This is a genomic window from Nocardioides bizhenqiangii, assembly GCF_034661235.1.
Taxonomy (GTDB): Bacteria; Actinomycetota; Actinomycetes; order Propionibacteriales; family Nocardioidaceae; genus Nocardioides; species Nocardioides bizhenqiangii.
The window spans coordinates 2,931,400-2,946,797 of record NZ_CP141059.1 but is presented as its reverse complement, the minus strand read 5'-3'; the positions used below and the strand labels follow the sequence as shown (position 1 = coordinate 2,946,797).

General features: G+C 70.1%; 16 protein-coding genes. 13 read left to right on the top strand and 3 right to left on the bottom strand.

The genetic code is table 11. The features are described from left to right. The first annotated feature begins 30 nt into the window (after positions 1-30). On the top strand, positions 31-519 hold the full coding sequence (gene rimP, locus SHK19_RS14320; RefSeq protein ID WP_322936627.1) for a ribosome maturation factor RimP: 489 nt from the start codon (positions 31-33) through the stop codon (positions 517-519). Continuing rightward, complete coding sequence (nusA, locus tag SHK19_RS14315) at positions 519-1,499, top strand: transcription termination factor NusA (protein WP_322455654.1); 981 nt, start codon at positions 519-521, stop codon at positions 1,497-1,499. The genes rimP and nusA overlap by 1 nt, the downstream gene beginning before the upstream one ends. Before the next feature lie 112 nt (positions 1,500-1,611). Here the strand turns inward: nusA and SHK19_RS14310 are convergent, their stop codons facing one another. Next, positions 1,612-1,953, bottom strand: coding sequence for a hypothetical protein (locus SHK19_RS14310; protein ID WP_322936626.1), 342 nt, complete (start codon positions 1,951-1,953; stop codon positions 1,612-1,614). A gap of 9 nt (positions 1,954-1,962) precedes the next feature. Beyond that, complete coding sequence (locus SHK19_RS14305; RefSeq protein WP_322936625.1) at positions 1,963-2,739, bottom strand: glycoside hydrolase family 16 protein; 777 nt, start codon at positions 2,737-2,739, stop codon at positions 1,963-1,965. Between the two features lie 106 nt (positions 2,740-2,845). Between SHK19_RS14305 and SHK19_RS14300 the strand changes: the two genes are divergently transcribed. The 11 genes from SHK19_RS14300 (at position 2,846) to SHK19_RS14250 (ending at position 13,261) form a co-directional block, all read left to right on the top strand. Next, positions 2,846-3,172: a YlxR family protein gene (locus SHK19_RS14300; protein ID WP_322455651.1), complete on the top strand. Its 327-nt coding sequence runs from the start codon at positions 2,846-2,848 to the stop codon at positions 3,170-3,172. 131 nt (positions 3,173-3,303) lie between these two features. Next, positions 3,304-6,111 (top strand): translation initiation factor IF-2, encoded by a 2,808-nt coding sequence (gene infB / locus SHK19_RS14295; RefSeq protein ID WP_322936624.1) that lies wholly within the window; start codon positions 3,304-3,306, stop codon positions 6,109-6,111. 68 nt (positions 6,112-6,179) lie between these two features. Continuing rightward, the gene (rbfA, locus tag SHK19_RS14290) at positions 6,180-6,629 is read left to right on the top strand and encodes a 30S ribosome-binding factor RbfA (protein ID WP_322936623.1); all 450 of its coding nucleotides are present in this window, start codon (positions 6,180-6,182) and stop codon (positions 6,627-6,629) included. Then, positions 6,626-7,501, top strand: coding sequence for a tRNA pseudouridine(55) synthase TruB (truB, locus tag SHK19_RS14285; RefSeq protein WP_322936622.1), 876 nt, complete (start codon positions 6,626-6,628; stop codon positions 7,499-7,501). Before rbfA ends, truB begins: the two co-directional genes overlap by 4 nt. 45 nt (positions 7,502-7,546) lie before the next feature. Next, the gene (locus SHK19_RS14280) at positions 7,547-7,873 is read left to right on the top strand and encodes a PadR family transcriptional regulator (protein ID WP_322455647.1); all 327 of its coding nucleotides are present in this window, start codon (positions 7,547-7,549) and stop codon (positions 7,871-7,873) included. Next, positions 7,870-8,265 carry a hypothetical protein gene (locus tag SHK19_RS14275; RefSeq protein WP_322936621.1) on the top strand — a complete coding sequence of 132 codons (396 nt, stop codon included), beginning with the start codon at positions 7,870-7,872 and terminating at the stop codon, positions 8,263-8,265. Before SHK19_RS14280 ends, SHK19_RS14275 begins: the two co-directional genes overlap by 4 nt. Further along, positions 8,250-9,365, top strand: a complete 1,116-nt coding sequence (locus tag SHK19_RS14270) for a serine hydrolase domain-containing protein (protein ID WP_322936620.1) — start codon at positions 8,250-8,252, stop codon at positions 9,363-9,365. The genes SHK19_RS14275 and SHK19_RS14270 overlap by 16 nt, the downstream gene beginning before the upstream one ends. Positions 9,366-9,399: 34 nt before the next feature. Further along, positions 9,400-10,368, top strand: a complete 969-nt coding sequence (locus SHK19_RS14265; protein ID WP_322936619.1) for a bifunctional riboflavin kinase/FAD synthetase — start codon at positions 9,400-9,402, stop codon at positions 10,366-10,368. Beyond that, positions 10,355-11,359, top strand: coding sequence for a hypothetical protein (locus SHK19_RS14260; RefSeq protein WP_322936618.1), 1,005 nt, complete (start codon positions 10,355-10,357; stop codon positions 11,357-11,359). The genes SHK19_RS14265 and SHK19_RS14260 overlap by 14 nt, the downstream gene beginning before the upstream one ends. A gap of 168 nt (positions 11,360-11,527) precedes the next feature. Further along, the gene (locus tag SHK19_RS14255; RefSeq protein ID WP_322455642.1) at positions 11,528-12,430 is read left to right on the top strand and encodes a hypothetical protein; all 903 of its coding nucleotides are present in this window, start codon (positions 11,528-11,530) and stop codon (positions 12,428-12,430) included. 282 nt (positions 12,431-12,712) lie between these two features. Beyond that, on the top strand, positions 12,713-13,261 hold the full coding sequence (locus tag SHK19_RS14250) for a hypothetical protein (protein WP_322936617.1): 549 nt from the start codon (positions 12,713-12,715) through the stop codon (positions 13,259-13,261). 21 nt (positions 13,262-13,282) lie between these two features. On the opposite strand, the gene SHK19_RS14245 is transcribed toward SHK19_RS14250, so the two are convergent. After that, on the bottom strand, positions 13,283-15,385 hold the full coding sequence (locus SHK19_RS14245) for a molybdopterin-dependent oxidoreductase (RefSeq protein ID WP_322936616.1): 2,103 nt from the start codon (positions 15,383-15,385) through the stop codon (positions 13,283-13,285). Between the last annotated feature and the right edge of the window lie 13 nt (positions 15,386-15,398).

The window sequence follows — 15,398 nt, the reverse complement described above, 5'->3', positions numbered from 1 at the left end:
TCGCCACAACAGGACAAAGGGGTCTCACCCATGAGCTCGAGCCAGCGCCCCGGGGCAGACACGACCGTGACGGCCGTGTCGGCGGCCGTGAGCGGCCGGCTGCAGGAGCTGGGACTCGACCTCGAGGCGGTCGAGCTGACGCCGGCCGGCAAGCGGCGGGTGCTGCGGATCGCGATCGACAAGGACGGCGGCGTCTCCCTCGATGACGTCGCCGCGGCCACGCGCGCCATCAACGACGTGATCGACTCCTCCGACGTGATGGGGGAGCACCCGTACACGCTCGAGGTGACCTCTCGCGGAGTCGACCGGCCGCTCACCCAGCCCCGCCACTGGCGGCGCAACAGGTCCCGGCTGGTCAAGGTCACGCTGGCGGACGGCTCGGAGCTGACCGGCCGGATCGGTGACTCCGACGAGGAGCAGGTCTCCCTCGACGTCGACGGCTCGGCTCGCGCGGTGCCGTACGCGGACGTCACGAAGGCGCTCGTGCAGATCGAGTTCAACCGGAAGGACCAGGACTAGTGGACATCGACCTCAACATCTTGCGGATGCTGGAGCGCGAGAAGGAGATCAAGTTCGACGTCCTCGTCGAGGCGATCGAGCAGGCACTGCTGACGGCGTACCACAAGACGCCCGGCGCCCAGGAGCACGCGCGCGTCGAGCTCGACCGCAAGAGCGGGCACGTCACGGTGCTCGCCGCGGAGCTCGACGAGGAGGGCAACACGATCGGGGAGTACGACGACACCCCCGACGGGTTCGGCCGGATCGCGGCGACGACGGCGAAGCAGATCATGCTGCAGCGTCTGCGCGACGCCGAGGACGAGATCAAGTACGGCGAGTTCTCCGGCAAGGAGGGCGACATCATCTCCGGCGTCATCCAGCAGGGCCGCAACCCCGACGACGTGCTCGTCGACCTCGGCAAGGTCGAAGGGCTGTTGCCGGTCAGCGAGCGGGTGCCCGGTGAGGACTACCGGCACGGCACCCGCATCAAGTGCCTGGTCGTCTCGGTCCGCAAGGGCATGCGCGGACCGCAGATCACCCTCTCGCGGTCGCACCCCAGCCTGGTGAAGAAGCTGTTCGCGCTCGAGGTGCCGGAGATCGCCGACGGCACGGTCGAGATCGCCGCGATCGCCCGGGAGGCCGGCCACCGCACGAAGATGGCGGTGCGGTCGACCGTCGCCGGGGTCAACGCGAAGGGCGCCTGCATCGGCCCGATGGGCCAGCGGGTGCGCTCGGTGATGTCCGAGCTGCACGGCGAGAAGATCGACATCGTCGACTGGTCCGACGACCCCTCGGAGCTGGTCGCGCACGCGCTGTCACCGGCGCAGGTCAGCTCGGTCACCGTGGTCGACGCCGCCGCGAAGTCGGCGCGGGTCGTGGTGCCGGACTTCCAGCTCTCGCTCGCGATCGGCAAGGAGGGCCAGAACGCCCGGCTCGCCGCGCGGCTCACCGGTTGGCGGATCGATATTCACTCGGACGAGGAAGCCGGCGCAGCCGGCTGACGAGTCCGAGTGAACAACAGCCGACCCGGCGCAAACGCACGCTCGCGAGCGAAGCGAGCCGGAGGCGGCTTGCGCCGTGTCGGCGGCCCGAAGCCGACCCGCGACCCGACTGTCAGCCCTGATCCGCGCCCCACGCTTGCCGTCGCCAGCCGTCGCTGTCGATGACGATCTCGGTGACCGCACCACCAGGAACGACGACCACGACCGTTTCACCACGATGCTCGTCCGCGATCTCGCCGAGGGCGAGGTCGATCTGCTGAGGATCGTCCAGCTCGCTCCGCGCGGTGACACCGACGCCGAGATCGGTTGCGAGGAGCTCCCCGCTCCCGGTTGCGCGGTCCGAGGTGCCGGTCCAGACGTGGCCGATCCGCGCGCCGGCCAGTGAGCGGGCGAAGTCCTCCACTTGGCCGTCGGGCACCAGGAGCAGCGTCGCCGCGCACTGGAGGTCGCTCATGCCTCCAGGCTAGGCCGACGACCAACCGCTGATCTCGCTCACCGTGACCGACGGCACCAGGTCGTCGTCGTCTCCCACCGACCACTCCGGGAAGTCGAACACCGCGAGCATCAGCTGCAGGGGGTACGGCGGGGGGCTCGCGCAGCGTCGTACCACCTCGTCGTCGACGGTGAACACCGCTTCGTCGGCGTCCCAGTCGACTGCGTAGGTGTGGGGCTCGGAGACATCGATCGAGATCCGCGGCGCGGCGAAGTCGTCGACCAGGGCCGGGTCGCGGAACGGCTTGATGCCGACCCCGACCTCGGCCGACGGGTCCGACGCGGGCCCGAGGGCGCGCCCGAAGACCTCGAACACGCACAGCTCGCCACACTGCAGCTGGTCGGGGTCGTCCTCGAAGCCGCTGAGCCAGAGCGCCGCCATCGAGCGGGTCGAGAGCGCCATCCGCGCGGCAACCGCGACCCGGCCTGAGGACGGCAGCCACCCCTCGAACCATGGCTGCTCCTCCCGCACCGTCAGGCCCGGGCGGTACCGCTGCTGGCCGTACGGCGACCCGACCGGCCCGGACCAGCTCCCCGACTGGACGCCGGAGACCCTCAGCGGCGGGTCGTGGTCACCAGGGCACCACACGGGGTGGTCGACGGGCACGTCGAGCACCAGACCGGCGCCGTCGAGGCGGTAGCTCGCTGCCGTCGCCGCCCGGGACGACCACGCCGGCAGGTAGTGGGGGAGCCACACGGAGGTGTCGAGCGTCGGACCGGTGAAGCGGTCCGCGAAGGGACGGGCCATGGTCCGACGGTAGGCCCCACCGGAATGCACAAAGGCTGCCGGTTCGGATTCCGTGCCGCACAACAGGTAAGGTTGTCTGTTGGTGGCAGGCCGAAGGAATATCTCGATGTCGTCGGACGATCTCCTCCCCGAGGGGCCGGTCCGGACCTGCATCGGATGCCGGAAGCGGGCCGCCAAGAGCGAGTTGTTGCGAGTGATCGCCGGCTCGGACGCGCACGGCCACGCGGTCGTCGCACCCGATCCCGACGGCACCGCACCCGGGAGGGGAGCGCACCTGCACCCCACCTCGGGTTGTTACGACCTCGCGGTACGCCGGAAAGCCTTCTCCCGAGCCCTGTTCCCCAGCGGGCGGGGCGGTGAGGGTGGGCTGTCCAGCGCACCGGTGGGTGACTACCTCGACTCGCACCACAACCCAGCAACAAATCCAGCATGACCGACCGAAAGAGACTGGAGCAGCAGCTCATGAGCACTCGATGAGTACCTCGCGATGAGCCAGTTCGTTCTGCAACATCCAACGACGGTCTGAGACACACCTGACAAGGGTCTTGGGCCAGAAGGAGAAACGTGGCCAAGACCCGAGTTTCCGAGCTCGCGAAAAAGTACGGCATCCCCAGCAAGGAAGCGCTGGAGAAGCTCGGTGCTATCGGCGAGTTCGCCAAGACTGCTTCCTCGAGCATCGAGCTCCCCGCCGTCAAGAAGTTCGAGGACACCTACGGTGCCGAGCTCCTGGCGCGAATGAGCCCCTCCGGGGACGGTGCCGGCGAGAAGACGACCGACAAGCCGGCGGCCAAGAAGGCCGCGGCCCCCAAGCCCGGTCCCAAGCCCAGGGCTGCTGAGCCCGAGACGGCAGAGCCTGCCGCCCCGGTCGAGGAGCCGGCCGCTGCCGCGCCCGCACCGGTCGCGCCGGAGGTCGAGGCGCCTGCGGCTCCCGAGGACACGGAGCCGACCGCGGAGCCGGCGACTCCGAAGCCTGGTTCCGCCCAGGGACCGACCCCGAAGGCGCCTGCGCCGCGGCCGGTCGGCAAGCCGAGCGGGACCCCGCGTCCGGGCAACAACCCGTTCGCTCCCAGCCAGGGCATGGGGCGTCGCCCCGCGCCCCCGCCGCGTGAGGGCGACGCCGGACCCGCCGGTCCGCGTCCGCCGGCCGGCCCGGGTCGGCCCGGCATGCCGCGCCCCAACCCGGCGATGATGCCGAAGAGCCCGGCCACGTTCGGCCAGGGTCCCGGTGGTCGTGGCCCCGGCCGCGGTGGTCCCGGTGGTCCTGGCGGCCCCGGCGGCGGCCGCGGCGGTGCCCCGAGTCGCGGTGGCGTCGGTGCCGGCGCGCCCGGCCGTGGTGGCCCAGGTGGCGGCGCTCCCGGTCGTGGTGGCCCCGGTGGCGGACCCGGTGGGTTCGGCCCCGGTGGCGGTGGCCGTCCTGGTGGCGGTCGTCCCGGCCAGCGCGGTCAGACGCAGGGTGCGTTCGGTCGTCCGGGCGGTCCCGCCCGTCGCGGCCGCAAGTCGAAGCGCGCGCGTCGCCAGGAGTTCGAGGCCATGGAGGCCCCGACGATCGGCGGCATGCGGGTCCGCAAGGGCAACGGCGAGACCATCCGTCTCGCGCGCGGTTCCTCGCTGTCCGACTTCGCCGACAAGGTCGGCGTCGACGCTGCGTCGCTCGTGCAGATGCTCTTCCACCTCGGCGAGATGGTCACCGCGACCCAGTCCGTGGGCGACGAGACCCTCGAGCTGCTCGGCGACGAGCTCAACTACAAGGTCGAGGTCGTCTCGCCCGAGGACGAGGACCGCGAGCTGCTCGAGTCGTTCGACCTCGAGTTCGGCTCCGACGAGGGCGACGAGGGTGACCTGGTCATCCGGCCGCCGGTCGTGACCGTCATGGGTCACGTCGACCACGGAAAGACCAAGCTGCTCGACGCGCTCCGCGACGCCAACGTCGTCGACAAGGAGGCCGGAGGCATCACCCAGCACATCGGTGCCTACCAGGTCCACACGGAGGTCGACGGCAACGACCGGCGGATCACCTTCATCGACACCCCGGGTCACGAGGCGTTCACCGCCATGCGTGCGCGTGGTGCGCAGGCGACCGACATCGCGGTCCTGGTGGTCGCGGCCGACGACGGCGTGATGCCGCAGACGGTCGAGGCGCTCAACCACGCCAAGGCCGCCGGTGTGCCGATCGTGGTCGCGGTCAACAAGATCGACAAGGAGGACGCGGACCCGACCAAGGTCCGTGGCCAGCTGACCGAGTACGGCCTGGTGCCCGAGGAGTACGGCGGCGAGTCGATGTTCGTCGACGTCTCGGCCAAGGCCGGTCTCAACCTCGACAAGCTGCTCGAGTCGATCGTGCTGACCGCCGACGCGTCGCTCGACCTGCGGGCCAACCCGGTCCAGGACGCCCAGGGCCTCGTGGTCGAGGCACACCTCGACCGCGGTCGCGGTCCGGTGGCGACGATCCTGGTCCAGCGCGGCACCCTGCGGGTCGGCGACTCGATCGTCGCCGGTCCTGCCTACGGGCGGGTCCGGGCGATGCTCGACGAGCACGGCGACGAGATGACCGAGGCCGACCCGGCACGTCCGGCGATGGTCCTGGGTCTGTCCTCGGTGCCCGGCGCCGGCCAGAACTTCATCGTGGTCGAGGACGACCGCGTCGCGCGCCAGATCGCGGAGAAGCGGGAAGCGCGCGAGCGCGCCGCCCTCCAGGCCAAGCGGCGGGTCCGTCGTACCCTCGAGGACTTCATGGCCTCCATGGAGAAGGGCGAGAGCCAGGAGCTCAACCTCATCCTCAAGGGCGACGTGTCCGGTTCGGTGGAGGCGCTCGAAGACGCCCTCGCCGCGCTGGAGGTCGGCGACGAGGTCTCGCTGCGGGTCATCGACCGCGGTGTCGGTGCGATCACCGAGGCCAACGTCAACCTGGCGGCCGCGTCGGACGCGATCATCATCGGGTTCAACGTCCGGGCCCAGGGCAAGGCCACCGAGCTCGCCGACCGCGAGGGCGTGGAGATCAAGTACTACTCGATCATCTACCAGGCCATCGAGGAGATCGAGGCGGCGCTCAAGGGCATGCTCAAGCCCGAGTACGAGGAGTCGACGCTCGGCCAGGCGGAGATCCGCGCGATCTTCCGCTCGTCGAAGCTTGGCAACATCGCGGGCTGCATGGTCATCGGCGGCGTCATCCGGCGCAACGCCAAGGTGCGCCTGCTCCGCGACGGCGCCGTGGTCGCCGACAACCTCGACCTGGCCTCGCTCAAGCGGGAGAAGGACGACGCGTCGGAGGTCCGGGAGGGCTTCGAGTGCGGTCTCGTGCTCAGGAACTACCAGGACATCAAGGAAGGCGACATCGTCGAAGCCTTCGAGATGAAGGAAATCCCGAGGGCCTGAGCGCTCTGCGCGGTGCCGCCCGTCCCCGTCCGGGGCGGGCGGCACAGCCGTACTGATAGGAACTGAGAATGACGAACCCGCGGGTCCGAAAGATCGCCGACCGGATCCAGGTCATCGTGGCCGAGATGCTCGAGCGGCGGATCAAGGACCCGCGGCTCGGGTTCATCACCGTCACCGACGTCCGGCTCTCCGGCGACAGCCAGCACGCGACGATCTACTACACCGTGCTCGGCGAGGACGAGGAGCAGGTCGCCACGGCGGCCGCGCTCGAGTCCGCCAAGGGGGTGCTGCGGTCCGAGGTCGGGAAGCAGCTCGGGATGCGGCTGGTGCCGACCCTTGCCTTCCAGCTGGACGTCATCCCGGAGAGCGCCCGTCACCTCGACGAGGTGCTGGCGAAGGCTCGCGAGGCCGACGCCGCGGTCGCCGCCGCCCGCGAGGGCGCACAGCCTGCCGGGGAGCCCGACCCTTACAAGAAGCCGCGCGACATCCCGGCCGACGAGGACGCCGACGACCTGTGAGCGACGGCCTGGTCGTCGTGGACAAGCCCGGCGGCCTCACCAGCCACGACGTCGTCGCCCGGGTACGCCGGCTCGCCGGCACCCGCAAGGTCGGACATGCCGGGACCCTCGACCCGATGGCCACCGGGGTGCTCGTGCTCGGCACCGGCCGCGCGACCCGGCTGCTCGGCCACCTGATGCTGACGGAGAAGGCGTACGACGCCACGATCCGGCTCGGCGTCTCCACGGTCACCGACGACGCCGAGGGTGATGTCCTCACCGTCGCCCCGGTCGACGGGATCGACGAGGAGCAGGTCCGCGAAGCGCTGGCCCGCTTCGTCGGCGACATCGAACAGGTGCCGACCGCCGTGTCGGCGGTCAAGGTCGACGGGAAGCGCTCGTACCAGCGCGTGCGCGAGGGCGAGGAGGTCGCTCTCGAGGCGCGTCCGGTGACCATCCACGAGCTCACGGTGGGCGCCGTCCGGCGGTCGTCGGGCGAAGGTCCGGCGTCGGTCGACGTCGACGTCGCGCTGCGCTGCTCCAGCGGCACCTACGTCCGCGCCATCGCCCGCGACCTGGGCGCCGCCCTCGGGGTGGGCGGCCACCTCACCGCCCTGCGCCGCACCGCGGTCGGGCCCTACCGGCTGCCGGACGCGCGGACCCTCGACCAGCTCGCGGAGCAGTTCTCCGTCATGCCACTGGCGGACGCGGCCCGCGCCGCGTTCCCGTCGTACGACCTGGATGCGGAGCAGGCGCAGGCCGTCCGTTACGGGCGCCCTCTCCCGCTCGAGCTCGACATCCTGACTGCGGTCTTCGCCCCCGACGGCGAGTTCCTTGCGCTCTACGCGCCGCGCGACGGCGCGGCCCGGGCGGTGGCGGTCTTCGTCGGCTGACCGGTGTGGTTCCGATGCATCGGGTGACGATGTATGGTGGTCATCGTGACGGAGCAGGCGATGTACATCCTCGCGAGCCTGGCGAGAGGTGAGTGCCACGGCTACGGCATCGCCCGCGACGCCGAGGAGCTGTCCGGAGGGCGGATCCGGCTCACCGCCGGCACCTTGTACGGCGCCCTCGGCCGGCTGTCCGACGAGGGGCTCGTCGAGCCCGCGGGCGAGCGGGATGTCCAAGGCCGGCGCCGCCGCTACTACCGGCTGACCGCCGCCGGTGAGCTGGCGCTCGCCGAGGAGGTGGAGCGGCTGCGCTCGACCGCAGCCGCCCTCGGCGCACGTCTGCCGTCCACGCGCACGGCCCCGGGGCCGGCATGAGGCGGCGGGTCCTGGAGCTGACCCTGCTCGCCTACCCGCGCGCCGTCCGCCGGCGCGACGGTGACCATCTCCTCGGCCTCGCTCTCGAGCTGGCCGACACCCACGGCGTGGCACGAGAGGCGTTCGGGTTGCTGCGTGGCGGGATGGCCGAGCGTCGCCGGCACGGCCGGACGCGCCGCGCCGTCGCGGCGGTGGTGGCCGCTACTGCGCTCGTCCTGGCCGCGCTGACGTGGACGGCGACGGCTCAGGGAGGACGCGTCGAGGAGGACGTGTTCTCGTGTGCAGGGGATTGCCCTGACATCCCGGCAGAGGTGGAGTCCAGGGTCGGCGACGGCTGGACCTGCACCGAGCACCGCGGGCCACCCGTCACCTGGCGATGCACCCGCGACTGAGGTGGGCGGCCGCGACCGTCGTGGCCTCCGTGCTGCTCTCGTCGTGCGAGTCCGACCAACCGCCGCCGGAGAAGCAGCCGGAGCGGGCAGACGTGCTCCGCGCGTCCGACGTACCCGACGGCTCGAGCGGCAGCCTGGTCGCCGTCGCGGACGGCGAGGTCGTCACCTGTCGCGGCTGGGGCGAGTCCGATCACGAGAGTGCCACGCCGGCAGGGTGCGACACCGTCTACGACATCGGGTCGGTGAGCAAGCAGTTCACCGCCGCGGCCGTGGTCAAGCTGCAGATGCAGGGTCGCCTGCGGGTGATCGACACACTCGGTGACTACTTCGCCGGCGTGCCGAAGGACAAGCGCGGCATCACGGTCCGGCACCTGCTCACCCACACCGCGGGCCTGATCGACGCGCTCGGCGACGACTACGACCCGCTGACGCGGCGCGCCATGATCACCGGCGCGCTGGCGTCGGAGCTGAGGACGCAGCCCGGCACTCGCTACCACTACTCGAACCTCGGCTACAGCCTGCTGGCCGCGATCGTCGAGGAAGCGTCCGGCACGGGATACGAGGAGTACCTGGTGAAGGAGCTCTTCGAGCCGGCCGGGATGACGCACACCGGTTACGTGCTGCCGGACTGGGATGCCGCCGACGTCGCCGTCGAGTACGACGACGAGGACCGCTCACAAGGCCGGCCGTTCGAGCATCCCTGGGCTGCGGACGGGCCGTACTGGAACCTCCGCGGCAACGGCGGGATCCTCTCCACCGCCGACGACATGGGCCGGTGGCTGCTCGCGCTGGAGGGCGAGCGGGTCCTGGACGAGGGCGCGAAGGCGGAGCTGTTCCGCCCGCGCGTGCTGGAGGAGCCCGGCGGGGACACGCGGTACGCGTTCGGCTGGGTGGTCGCGGAGACACCGTTCGGGACGGTCGACTGGCACAACGGTGGCAACGGCTGGTCCTATGCCGAGCTCGCCCGGCTGCCCGGCAGTCGCGCCGGGCTGTTCTGGGTCACCAACCACTATCGCAGCGCGGCCGGCGGGTGGAACTTCGACCGGCTCCGTCCGTCGCTCACCGAACGAGTTGCGAAGAGGCTCGTCGGCGGGCGCTGACCCGATCGGCGAGGAGGTCAGTAGTCTGCTCGCCGTGGCTGTGTGGCGCTCGTTCGACGAGGTACCCGACGACCTCGGGCGGACCGTCGTGACCGTCGGCAACTTCGACGGGATGCACCTCGGGCACCAGCACGTCGTGCAGCGGGCCCGCGAGGTCGCTCAGGAGGTCGACGTCGACACCGTCGTCGCGGTCACCTTCGACCCGCACCCGATCGCCGTGCTGCGGCCCGAGCACGCCCCACCCACGCTGACGACGATCGACGAGCGGCTCCGGCTGCTCGGGGAGGCGGGAGTCGACGCGGTGCTGGTCATCCCGTTCTCCCGCGACATCGCGGCGTGGTCGCCCCTGGACTTCATCGACCGGGTCCTGGTCGGCGCGCTGCACGCGAAGGCGGTCGTGGTCGGCGCGAACTTCCGGTTCGGCAACCGCGCGGCCGGTGACCGCCAGACCCTGCGCGAGGCCGGTGCCGAGCAGGACTTCGTGCTCGAGGCTGTCGAGCTGGACGGCGGACCGCAGGTGTGGTCGTCGACGTACATCCGGACCTGTCTCGCCGCCGGCGACGTCGCCGGGGCGGCCGAGGCGCTCGGTCGCCCGTTCGTCGCCCGTGGCGTGGTGACCGAAGGCGACAAGCGCGGTCGCGACCTCGGCTTCCCGACGGCCAACGTGCCGGTGGTGCCGGGCGCGGCCGCCCCCGCCGACGGCGTCTACGCCGGTTGGCTGCGCCGTCTCGACGGCGTCGACGGGGGAGCGAAACACCCCGCCGCCATCAGCGTCGGCACCAACCCGACGTTCGACGGCCAGCGCGACCGACGGGTCGAGGCGTACGTGCTCGACCGCACCGACCTCGACCTCTACGGCGTCGGGGTCGAGGTGGAGTTCGTCGAGCGGATCAGGGGGATGGTGCGGTTCGAGGGGATCGACGCGCTGATGGCCGCGATCGCCGACGACGTCGAGCGGACCCGCGAGATCCTCGGAGAAGCGGAGCCTCATGCCTCCTCGTGACTCGCTCAGTCCTGCCGAGCAGTGGTTCGTCGCCCACGGCCTGCCCTACTTCGTCGATTCCTACCGCGCCGGCGTCGCGGCCGGGCTCCGGCGGGGCCGGATCGCGGTCGTGCTGCTGGTCGCGGTGGTGGTCGGGGCCGTCGTCGGCGTGGTCACCGCGATCCCGCTCAGCGCCGCGGCTGGCATCGGGGCGGCGCTCAGCGCGGTGGGCCTGGTCCTGGCGGTGTACGCCGTCGTGACGCTGCGCGCCTGGCTGATCGTCGGCTGGGCGATCCGGCGTACCTTCCGCTCGCTCGGGCTGCTGCTGCCGCTGGTGACCAGGGCGTTGCCGCTGCTGCTGCTCTTCATCACCTTCCTGTTCATCAACGCGGAGGTGTGGCAGGTGTCCGCCGCGCTCGACGGGGGCGTGCTGTGGGTGACGGTCATGCTCTTCGCCGGCGTGGCGGTCGGCTTCCTGCTCACCCGGCTGCCCGAGGAGCTGGACTCCGTCGACGACGAGGTCGACAGCCGGGAGCTGCTCGACGCCTGCCGCGGCACGCCGTTGGAGACGGCCGCCGAGGCGATCGCCGGCCGGGTCGAGCGGGTCGGCAGGGTCGACGCCGAGGTGGCGGGGCTGCAGAAGGCCAACCTGGTGCTGGTCCTGCTGGTCTCCCAGGCGGTCCAGGTGCTGCTGCTCGCGCTGTCAGTCTTCGCGTTCTTCATCGTGTTCGGCGTGGTGGCGATGGACCCTGGAGTGGTCGCGTCGTGGACTGGCGGGCCACTCGACCCGGTCGTGTCCTCGATGGGCGCCTGGGACGGTGACCGGCTGAGCCGCGAGCTGGTGCAGGTGTCGGTGTTCCTCGCTGCGTTCAGCGGCCTCTACTTCACCGTCTACGCCGTCACCGACGACGTCTACCGCAAGCAGTTCTTCTCCAGCGTGATCCGGGAGCTGGAGCGCGCCGTCAGCGCCCGGGTCGCGTACCGGTCGATGCGGACCCACGACGCTGACTAGTCGTACGGAACCGAGCTGGCGGCGCTTCCCCCGTGATTCCCCTCGGGCCTGAAGCCGGTGACCACATGACCTAGTCACCTTTGTCCATTGACCGAGGTGATCCTGGTACCTACTCTTTGCGACGCTGAGGATGGCGGAGCGGCTGTCCAGTTGACCAATAGGGGATCGATGTTCGAGATCGAGTTGGACATGTTTTCGGGCTTGCCGAATCCTCGGTGGGAGCTGGAGGGGAAAGAGGCCGACGCATTCATTGCAAGAATCGTGGCGAACCGTAGACAAGTACGGTCCTTGCGTTCGATCGGTCCTGTTCTCGGATATCGCGGCTATATTGTTCGCGCTTATGGCGAGACGGCGCGTCGTCTGGCCGCGTCGGGAATACCGCCAGTATTTCGAATCTCGTCATTGCCTGAGGAATTGGCTCCCTCCGAGCAGGATGCCTTGTCCGGCTTCGAAGGACAGACCCTGGCTTCTGAACCTGAAGATGGCGAAGAAACGATCGATGAGTTCGACGGGCTGCCGCGACCGGTTCCCGGGACCTGCAGCTTGGCCTATACGCGCTGGAACGACTTCAGCTTCTGGAACGGCAGTCGACAAGAAAACAACAACTGCTACTGCTACGCCGCAAACTACGCCGCGAATCATTTCGGCATGCCTGGGCGGAAGGCCGGGCAGGGCCTCCTCCTCGGTTCTCGGACGATCAACTATCGGGACAAGCCAACGGCGGGCGAGTTCACCGAAGCCATGCGCGCAGATGGATGGCGGACCGGGTGCACGGGAAAAAGTCTTCGGATCACTGCCGTCATGGCCAAGATAACCCGTCACAGCGATGGTCACCTGTTCTGGGACTTCCATTTCTACCGCAAGAATCTCGTGACCTCGACTAACGCTGTGCGCTGGTGTCACAAGGCAGGTGAAACCCCGGCGACGAACAAGGACGCCAGTGGCAACTACATCACCTCGGTTCAGAATGCGGACCGGACGTTCTCCGATCCCTTCTTCCACTACGACTATTGGCAGGTAGTGGACACGTATTTCACTGCGCCGGAAGTCACGTCCCTGCGCATAGACTGACTCTTGAAAGGAGTGCGGCGATGATCGATCGACGATTCTTACTGGCTTCAGGTTTCGCGGCCGTTGCCGCAGTGGTCTCGGACGCCATCCCGCGTCAGTCTGGTCTCGAGACCGGAGCGGCGGAAGCTGCCCGGTCCGCTAGCGACGGCCGATCCGTTGAACAATGGCTGGCTACCACAAGGCCGGGCGGCACGTGGGTGGAGTCAATCGACTCCCGCGGGCGGTTTCATCTGCGGGCGGTGTAAGCGCCAGATGGCGAACGTTCGGCGGTACCGTTCACCCGTGAAGAGTCTAGTGGCGTGCTTCGCGATGTTGCTCGTCGGATGCTCATCGGGCGGAGCATCGGGCGGACCTCGGGACGCGGCCGACACAGACGCAACGACGCCGGCGGCCGCCACTCAGGACTCGTCCGAACCCGACTCGGCGACGCCGGTGAGCGACCAGTTGTCACGCGACCTCTTGAGGCTGCGCCCCACGGCGACGCGCCGCTGGCCGGTATCGCGGCCAGCTTCGTGCCGCCGTTTCGACGCGGTCGAGCATCGGAGGTCGGTCATCCTCGTCCCGCAGATCGACCTATCGTGTGTTCAGGCCTTGCGCCTGGACAGCGTTGCGATCGTCATCGCGCCTCGTGATCGTCTGCCACGCGGGCGACTAGACGGGACGTTGACCGTCCGGGACAGCCGAGCCCGGCTCTTTCGCATAGTGGAGCGCGCGAACGCGTTCCAGGTTGCCATCGTGAGGATTGAAGATCCACGGTCGACCATGGTGATCATGCGCGGCTCTGGGAGCAATGGGCCGTCGATCGAGGAACTGGTGAACTCCTTACCCTGACCGGCCGTCGTGGTTGTCGCACTACCCGACCGTGACCCGAACGCCGGACAGTGCGGCGTTGCCCGAGGCGTCCAGCCGCTCGGGGTCGGTGAGGTCGTTGATCGACGCTCCGGCGACCTTGTCGGCCACGCCGAGGCGGACGCCGGTCCGCTGGTGACCGTAGCCGTGGGGGAGCGAGACCACGCCCCGCATCATGTCCGCCGTCGCCTGCACGTCCACCTTGACCGATCCGACGCGTGAGGTCACGGTCACCAGGGAGCCGTCCGTCAGGCCGCGGGCCGCGAGGTCGTCGGGATGCATGAGCAGCTGGTGCCGCGGGCGGCCCTTCGTGAGCCGGTCCGTGTTGTGCATCCAGGAGTTGCAGTCACGCTGGTGACGTCGCCCGATGAGGAGCAGCTCGTCCTCATCCGGGAGATCCTGGCCGCGCACCCTCGCCAGGTCGCCGACCACGATCGCGGGCGCCGCCTGGATCCGCTTGTCCTTGGTGAACAGGCGGTCGGGCAGCTGGCCGGGCCGCAGGGGACCGATGTCGACGCCCTCGGGATGCTTGCGGAGCTGGGTGATGGTGACGCCGGACCGACCGGTGCGGAGCAGGGTCGCGATGATGAAGGTGGGGCTGAGCCCGAGCCGGGCGGACTTCTTGAGCCGGCGCCTGAGCGAAGGCTTGTGCCGCAGCCGCCGGGTCACCCGGACGTTGATCTCGCGGAAGATCTCCCAGTCGTGCCGCTGGTCGCGTCCCTTCGGGAACACCGCCGGGGTGAACCGGGCGGTGTCGCGCACGGCCAGCAGGTGGAACACCAGGTCGTAGTGGTCACGCTCGAGGTGGCTCGTCGGCGGGAGGATCACGTCGGCGCGCCGGGTGGTCTCGTTGATGTAGAAGTCCACGGCCGCGTAGAAGTCGAGGCCCTCGACCGCCCGGTCGAGGGCCGCGCCGTCGGGAGTCGACAGGACCGGGTTGCCGGCGAGGGTCAGCAGGGCGCGCACCTGACCGTCGCCCGGGGTCTCGATCTCCTCGCGCAGCACCGCGACCGGCAGCTCCCCGGCGAACTCCGGCGCCTGCCGGACCCGCGAGCGGTGCCTGTCGAAGTGCCCGCGGCCGATCAGCCCGCGACCGACGGCGTCGATGGCCGGGAAGGTGAGCAGGGCGCCGCCGACGCGGTCGGTGTTGCCGGTGACCAGGTTGAGCAGTTGGACGGCCCACTGGCAGACCAGCCCGAACTCCTGGGTGGACACGCCGATCCGCCCGTAGGCCGCCGCCGTCTCTGCGGCGGCGAACTCCCGCGCTACCTGGGCGACCACCTCCGCGGGCACGCCGCTCGCGCGCTCAGCGGCCGCGGGGGTGAAGTCGGAGACCATGCGCTCGACCTCGGCCAGGCCGTCGACGTACGGCGGCGGCGTCGTCAGTCCCTCGGCGAACAGGACGTTCAGCATCGCGAGCAGCACCCACGCGTCGGTGCCGGGCCGGATGAAGTGGTGCTCGGACGCGACCCTGGCGGTCTCGGTGCGGCGCGGGTCGAAGACGACCATCCGCCCGCCTCGCGCGTCGAGCTCGCGCAACCGCGCCGGGAAGTCCGGCACCGTCATCAGTGAGCCGTTGGACGCCATCGGGTTGGCACCGAACACCAGGAAGTACGACGTGCGGTCGATGTCCGGGACCGGGAGCAGCAGCTGGTGGCCGTAGAGCAGGTGGCCGATGAGCTGGTGCGGGAGCTGGTCGACCGACGTGGCGCTGAACTTGTTGCGGGTCCGGAACGACTGCACCAGGGGGCCTCCGTGCGTCATCGCGCCGAGGCTGTGGACGTTGGGGTTGCCGAGGTAGATCGCGAGCGCGTCCTTGCCGTGCTCGTTGATCGCGGTCGCGATCCCGTCGGCGACCAGATCGAAGGCCTCGTCCCAGCCGATCTCGGTCCACTCGCCGGTCGTCCGGTCCCTCCGGACGGGACGGCGCAACCGGTCCGCGTCCGCGTGGATGTCACCGATCGCCACCCCCTTGGGGCAGATGTGGCCACGGGAGAGGGGGTCGTCGGGGTTGCCCCGGACGCCGGTGACCTGGCCTTCCTCGATGGTGAGCACGAGGCCGCAGACGGCCTCGCACAGGTTGCAGACCGCCAGGCGCTTCTCCATGGCGGCATCCTGC